General features: G+C 42.5%; 8 protein-coding genes. 4 read left to right on the top strand and 4 right to left on the bottom strand.

Annotation, left to right across the window (positions count from 1 at the left end):
• Positions 1–504 (bottom strand): serine hydrolase (locus tag FZ040_RS12580; RefSeq protein WP_149172314.1); only part of this gene is annotated, 504 nt, incomplete at its 3' end.
• A 171-nt stretch (positions 505–675) separates the two neighbouring features.
• Here FZ040_RS12580 and FZ040_RS12575 point away from each other — a divergent pair.
• Complete coding sequence (locus tag FZ040_RS12575; RefSeq protein WP_006555382.1) at positions 676–2,037, top strand: IS701 family transposase; 1,362 nt, start codon at positions 676–678, stop codon at positions 2,035–2,037.
• A gap of 52 nt (positions 2,038–2,089) precedes the next feature.
• Positions 2,090–2,437 (top strand): hypothetical protein, encoded by a 348-nt coding sequence (locus FZ040_RS14035; RefSeq protein ID WP_187620340.1) that lies wholly within the window; start codon positions 2,090–2,092, stop codon positions 2,435–2,437.
• Between the two features lie 34 nt (positions 2,438–2,471).
• On the opposite strand, the gene FZ040_RS12565 is transcribed toward FZ040_RS14035, so the two are convergent.
• Together FZ040_RS12565 and FZ040_RS12560 are read right to left on the bottom strand one after the other, a co-directional pair.
• Positions 2,472–2,672, bottom strand: a complete 201-nt coding sequence (locus FZ040_RS12565) for a protein kinase (RefSeq protein WP_149172313.1) — start codon at positions 2,670–2,672, stop codon at positions 2,472–2,474.
• Positions 2,673–2,916: 244 nt separating this feature from the next.
• A complete protein-coding gene (locus tag FZ040_RS12560) occupies positions 2,917–3,222 on the bottom strand; it encodes a hypothetical protein (protein ID WP_149172312.1) in 306 nt (101 codons plus the stop codon).
• A gap of 381 nt (positions 3,223–3,603) precedes the next feature.
• Here FZ040_RS12560 and FZ040_RS12555 point away from each other — a divergent pair, with 381 nt between their 5' ends.
• Positions 3,604–4,479: an ArdC family protein gene (locus FZ040_RS12555; RefSeq protein WP_149172311.1), complete on the top strand. Its 876-nt coding sequence runs from the start codon at positions 3,604–3,606 to the stop codon at positions 4,477–4,479.
• A gap of 101 nt (positions 4,480–4,580) precedes the next feature.
• Here FZ040_RS12555 and FZ040_RS12550 read toward each other — a convergent pair whose 3' ends face one another.
• On the bottom strand, positions 4,581–5,207 hold the full coding sequence (locus FZ040_RS12550) for a hypothetical protein (protein WP_149172310.1): 627 nt from the start codon (positions 5,205–5,207) through the stop codon (positions 4,581–4,583).
• A gap of 184 nt (positions 5,208–5,391) precedes the next feature.
• On the opposite strand from FZ040_RS12550, the gene FZ040_RS12545 reads away from it, so the two are divergent.
• The gene (locus FZ040_RS12545; RefSeq protein ID WP_149172309.1) at positions 5,392–6,996 is read left to right on the top strand and encodes a hypothetical protein; all 1,605 of its coding nucleotides are present in this window, start codon (positions 5,392–5,394) and stop codon (positions 6,994–6,996) included.
• The last annotated feature ends 64 nt before the right edge of the window (positions 6,997–7,060 follow it).

Below are 7,060 nucleotides of genomic sequence, written 5' to 3'. Positions count from 1 at the left end.
TGGATTGAAAAGATTAAGTTCAGGTTCATTTCGCGCAGGTTTGGTAGTTTTGTCGCCAATATTTTTAAGTGCCACCTTGAAATTTTCCACGCCGCCGATCTCCTGCAAAATTAAATTTGCCGCCGTGTTGTCACTCCACCTGAGCGATGCCGAACAAATTTCCGCCAGCGTCATGCCATCAGCAACATGGTCTTTGGTGATTGGCGCGTAGGACAAAATATCTTCCGCCGAAAACTTACGAATTTCATTCAAATCGGAGGTATTTTTTTGTCTTAGCAATTCTGCAGCCGTAAAAACTTTGTGTGTCGAGCAGTAGGAAAAACGCGTATCAGGTTTGTAGCAAATTTTTTTTCCATTCTCCATGTCAACGGCGTAAACACCAATCACGGCGTTATATTTATTTTCCAGATCAGCAAGATTTAATTTCTGCCGCGCTTGACAATCCTGAAGGCAGAAAACCATCAAGCCACAGATTATCAAAAACAAAAAACAAAATTTCTTCATAATAACCTCCTACTATCTGTTGAACGACCCGCCAAATTCAACGGGTCGTATTGGCTCAATAGAGCGTGATCATCAGCAATTAGCACTCTTATTGCCATTACTAATACATCACTTCATACAATCAAAGATGCAGTCACTTCACCACAAACCAAACACGAGAGGTGCTACGTGATGTCTCAATTATACACCAGTCAGCCGACAGTTAACAGACTCCTGACGACTTTTTCTTCCTTGTTCCCATCTGCGACGAGACGGACGCGCCATCTGCTGGCGTGGTTACTCATTGCTCAACTGGCTCTGGAGTCGGCGCCGTCGGTGCGCTGCCTGTTCCGGCAGTTCCTATCGAAGCAGACGGACGCATCGCTCAACAGCTATTACCGCGCCCTTGGCAACGGCCTCGTCACGGATGCATCCATTCGCCAGGCCTTGGCGCTGCAGGCGCTTGCCATAGTGCCAGAGGCACTGCGGCAGGAGCCTATCCTGCTCAGCGTGGACGACACGTCCATTGCCAAGTGGGGCAAGCACTTCGACGGTGTAGGCATCCTGTACGACCACGCCAAACACGATGGCAAGTCCTATTTCAATGGGCATGCCTTCGTCAGCCTGACGATGAGCGTGCCGGTCCTCCATGAGACCGCAGGCAAGCAGCAGATCCGTTATATCGCGGTGCCGATTGGCTACGTCATGAGCAACGGCGAAGCCTCGAAGCTGACACTTGCCTGCCAGCTTCTCGATGAAGTCATGCCAATCCTTGAAAAACGCCAGGTCATCCTGCTCTTCGATAGCTGGTACGCCAAGCGCGAGTTGCTCGCACATGCTCTCAGCTATCCGAATCTCAATGTGACCTGCAATGCACGCCACGATACGGCCATGTTCGAGTTGCCGGATTCGACGGCAGGCCGTCGCGGCCGTCCACCAAAGTACGGTAAACGCTTGATGCTGGACGAGATTGCCAATGATCTCACGAATTACCTTTGCCGGATGGACAACTATTTTGTTGCTCACCGTCTGGTGAAAACGCGCATCTTTGGCGACCATACCGTCCATGCCTATGTGACGCTGAGCAAGAGTGGCTCGTACCGTCTCTTTTTCAGCACCATAGATCCGATGGCGCTGCACATGAGCATTGCTTGGCAGGAGAACAAAGGGCTCCGCAACACCAGCTCCAAGCATATGGCGATTTACCCGCTCAAGCTCTACAAGCTCCGCTGGGGCATTGAGACGAACTACTACGAGCAGAAGATGTTCTGGGAGCTCGGCAGCTACAAAGTTCGCACAAAGACTGCGATTGAGCATCTGCTGAACCTAACGAATTCCGGGCACGCTCTCATGAAGATCCTGCCGTATGAGGACGAGCGGCTGAACACCTACCGGGACAAGAGCCCGCAAGAGTTGCGGCACGCGCTAAGCCAGCAGATCCACAAGGAAGTATTTTTCGCCACTTTGGTGTCCAAAGCCCAAAGTAGCATAAATTCAAGCACATTGCTCAAGGCTTTGCAAGCATTGGCTTGGGGCGATGAGCAAGCGGCTTAAAAGCTGTAAACTGTTGTACTGTGGTTATGCTACAAGGAAAGGAATTTGCTACATGAATGAGCTGCAATTAAAAGAACTCTCTACTCTGCTGGAGACATTCTCCCGCAGGTACCCCGACCGCTCCCCGGATAATATCAAAAAGACTTTAGAAGAAGCCCTGACGGCCTTATCTGAAGTCAAGCCATTAACCGCGCAGGATGCAGCTGAAAAAAATAGCTGTATGCTATTCGATACAGGCAGATTCAAGGATATTGTGCTTGCTTATCTTATTATTTCTATGCGAGCGGCCCACTCTCCGCAGGAGGAGGCCATGAACCTGCTTGATACCTTGAATCAGGCTTTTGATAAATTCACTGCTGAAGAAGCCCTAGAGCGATATAGGGGAAGCATCCAGCAATAATGAAGGAGGAGCGTTTACACGCTCCTCCTCTTTTTTATCTGATTTTGCTGAGGACATCGCCAGCAGACAGATTATTATTCTTCATGTAATCCAAAAGCTCTTGGTAGTCATTTTGAGCCTTTTTGCTTTGGAGTGCTGCTAACTCATCTTTAAGAGACTTGATTTCCTCTTTCTTCTTTTCGATTTTTGCTTCAATCGTTGCGATTTTTTCCTCATAATTTGCTTTTCTTGCCATACTAAAAACCTCCATATTGTATTTCAAATTTTAATACTGCTATTATTCTATAATGTTACCATTTTTCCTGCTACTTTTCGACATAAATTGATGATTTTTATTCGTTTTTTTGCCATACCTCTTTATTCGCATTTAGATGGCGTTGGAGCTATATTTATTCATGAGGTATATATTTATATGTACTACTCAAAATACGAGCCTTACAGGGCATTCTGAAAGGCCGTTTTGAGATAAACTGATTTTTTTAGTATACGGCTGCTTCTTTGTACGTTGGAATTTGCTCAATTCGTCCCTTTACCTCAATATTTTCCATTTTTTCAAAGAAGCAAGCAGATAAGGCATTATAATAGGCCAGCATACTGTCCTTGGGAGGTTGATAACAGTTGGCCATAAGTGGAGCCATATCCAAGGCTGTTTCAAGTTCTGATAGCAAGCAAGGTTCCTCTTTTCCATTGAATAGGATTTTGATTTCCTGCCCTTTTCTTTCCCTTGAAACCTCCACCGTTGTTCTGTGTCCCCATTTTTGACCAATCGCTGTTATTTTCGTCATTCTCTGACCTCCTAGAAAAATACTCACCATGATAAATTCGCTATTATAACGGGGCATTCCTTTTATTTTTTTCGGGGGGGAGGGCGTTCCCCTTCGGGTCGGGCTTTCGTGAATGGAGCCAGCAGAGCCGTCTCCACCCTTCCGGGCTTCAATCCCTAACGCATGGAAGCTTTCCCTTCAGGAAAGCCAAAAGCATTTAATCTATTCTTTTTTTTGCCGGGACAAGCCTATCACCCCCTCCTTCCTTCCGCAAGGCCAAGCCGCTGCGCGGTACTATGTAGCCTTGCGGATTCCTCCCGGGCGCGATACCTTTCGGCCATCAAAAAAAAGAAAAATTCATCATGGGGGTAACGAAAAACACCCCTAAGGGAGGAAATCAACATGAAGAAGGATATTAAAGCAGAACTCATCAAGATGGTCACTGAAAAGATGGCAACGAGCCAGCGTTTGCCGTGGGACAGCGGGCTTCTCAATAACGTGTTAATGCCAGTCAATGCCAAGACGATGAAAGAGTATCGAGGCATCAATATGTTAATCCTGTCTTTCTTGGGAACTGGAGAAACGAGCGAATATGTCACTTTTAACCAGTGCCAAGAGTTGGGGGGCAAAATCAAGAAGGGAGCAAAATCCCTGCCTATCATCTACTGGAACCGCTGGAACAAGGCCGAGAAACGCCCTGCAGAAGAAGGGGACAATCCTGATGATTGCTATGCTTTCTTGAAATTCTACAATGTATTCGAGGTCATGGCACAGACCGAGGGGCTGGAGCGTAAACGGCAGGTTATTACCCGCGATAATCAACCGCTGGAGGAGGCCGAGGCCTTTATAAAAGCCTTTGCAGAAAAGACAGGGGTCACGATGGAGCATGAAAGCACCACCAAGCCGGGGAAAGGTAGTGCCTACTATATTCCCAGCCGGCACCTTGTTCAGGTACCACCCCGCGAGGAGTTCAAAAACACAGAGGCTTATGTGGCTACTTGCTTCCATGAATTGGTGCATAGCACGGCCAAGGAAATGGGCAGAAAGGCCAGCGAGGAGGACACCGCGCGGGTCAGCTACTCAAAAGAGGAAATTGTGGCCGAGTTCGGCGCGGCTCTCCTCTGCCGTCAGTTTGGCATTACTTCCGAGGATGACAACACAGCGGCCTACCTGCAAGGCTGGAGCGCAGCCATCAAGGAAAATCCCGACTGGCTCATAAATGGAGCGAATGCAGCACAGAAAGCCATAGATTATATGAATGAGATTGTAGCAGGATAAAGGAAAGGCGATGCCCTACGGCATCGCCTTTTGAAATATGTAAGACACAAATCAAATACAATAAAGTTTTCAAAATTCGCCCCGCTTACGCGGGGCTGATGTTACCAATCATTTTGCTTCCGCTCCAGCTCCCTGACCTTCTCCCGTTCAGTATTCAATTCCCGGTACATTTTGGCCAGCCTCAAATTTTCTTCTTGGTAATCCAGCCCGTCCGGCTCCTGCCATGCTTTTATCTCTATATCTTTATCTATGTCGGGGATTTTGGATGCACTTATGTAGGCTTTTCCCTTGGGAGAGCAAGCCAGCTTCACATCATAATCAAAATTGAAGTGGTTCAGATGTGGCAACAAGGCCACAATCTGCAAACGGATCAATTCACGTTGCAGATTGATTTCATCCAAGGTGTGTTTATCATAGTAGTCACTTTTTAGGTATTTCTTGTATTCCTGTAGCCAACCATATTCCTGACTATATAGTTCTTCAAGGTGTGCCAGCAGACCAGCACCGCTATATCCTTGATATACGATGGTAGTGGCTTCATGCCGTGGCGATTCAGACACATTAGGAGCTGGAGCTGGCTTTGGTTGCATTGCTTCACATTTGCGGTATTTGGCCAAGGCATCCTTCATAAAAGCCCGTTCGTCTTCTGTAAGGCGAAACGTACACATTTTCTTTTCTATCGCAGATTTTTTCCTTCCTGCGCCTTTCCGTGCTCCACCTCTGCTCATTGTCCTTACCTCCAATTTTATGATTTATGTAATACTGTTTTCAATCTATGAATTAAGTATAACATAAATCAAAACAAAATACAATATGATTTATGTTATACATTTTTCAATACTTGTTTATTGACGTTTTTTTAATTTTACTCTAATATAAAAGAAATATGCTTTTTTATGGAGGATTTTGAGAATGTGGACGGCACTTCCTATCGAAGAAAAACAAGAATATAAAAAAATGATACTTGCATTTGCAAGTTTAACAGAGGTTTTTGCCCAAAAATCTGATGCTGATGAAACAACAGAAAAACCTAATCCCATTATAAACTCAAAATATCAGGAAACAATATTTCAAAAAGTGTTTAATGCATCAGCAGAAGATATTGGAAACACCTCTTATGATGCAGCTATAAAAAAAGAAAATCAAGATGGTACTATTTCTAAATATCTTATTGGAATCAAAACATTTGGTATAAATTCTGGCCATCAAAAAATAGCTCAATTCAAGGCATTTCATAATACTTGGTCAGAATTATTCAATACAATGTTTAATAATTCGGTTAAAGAAGATGGTACCAAAAGAAGTAAAGAGGAAATTGATAAACTAAACAACCAGTTATATAAAGATTTAGCAGTAGAAATATCTAACTTACGCAACACAAGAATTAAATCATCTAAAGAAAATCTAAAAGGTTTTACAGTAACAGAAGAAGAAAATGTTGAATCTATATACCATGTTTTGATGCCATCTGCTAAAGGACAGGTACCACAAATATTCGTAGGAGAGACATCGTATAATGAAATAGATGTGGACAATATTGAAATATTGGGATGCACTTCTGTAAAAACACCTGCCAATTTCGATTTTACTGATAAAAAACATATTTATAGATTCACCGTTGCAGATACACAATTACTCATGAACTTTGATAATCATAATATTATTAAAGAGAAATGGGATGTAAAATATGCAGAAGATGCTTATGAAATTTTCTCTAACATTGCAAATTTAGTATATGGCAATGAAGACGCACCCCAAAAAAATATAACTGATAAGCAAAAAGAGCCTGCATTAGATAAAGTAACAGAATCATATACTTGGAAAATAGATGTAGAACCATATTCCGGGTTTAATGGTTTCTATGGTGTTGGTTCAAAGATGCAGACTAAAAACAATTATAGAGAAAAAAGGATTCAAAAATTAAAAGATATATATCAAGGTGAAATTGAGCACACAAAACTTAATGAAATAATATCTGGTCTAACAGTATTTTTACTGGAAAAGGCATCTAAAAATGCTGAAAAGTATCAAAAGGAATTATTAAGAAAAGATTTACATGAAAAGCTAAAGGTAATTGGTAATATTGAATTTCAAAAAGATGTATTAAAAATGTTATATCGTCCTATTACAGAAGTATATATTCCAATTCCAAATGCTAAAGAATTTCATAAAAGTCATCCTAATTTCTTTGCACCAAATGCAGGTTTATTAAGAGAGGGAACTCATAAATTAGCATTAGAACCAGAGCAAAGAAAATTTAATTTGGTCTTTGAACCGTCTAACACTAAAATTGAGGCGTTTATTACGCAAGATGACGGAAAAGGTATTGAGTCCACAATAAACCAAGCAATACTTGGACAATGGTTGTTAAGAGGTGTATTTCAATTAAAAGAATACGAACCATTAACAATGAATGCCTTAGAGAGAGTTCACATAAACGGAATTAGAATGTATAAAAAAATAGGTTCATCTGATGTTTTTATAAAATTTGTTTATATAGAAGACGATGAACAATAAATTACAAGGGGCGACTTGTTTACAGTTGCCCCTTGTAATTTATTGTAAGTAAAATATTATGTAA

The organism is Pseudoselenomonas ruminis, from assembly GCF_008271295.1.
GTDB classification, from domain to species: domain Bacteria; phylum Bacillota; class Negativicutes; order Selenomonadales; family Selenomonadaceae; genus Selenomonas_A; species Selenomonas_A ruminis.
The sequence above is the reverse complement of the archived record's forward strand: the minus strand, read 5'-3'. Positions and strand labels throughout refer to the sequence as shown.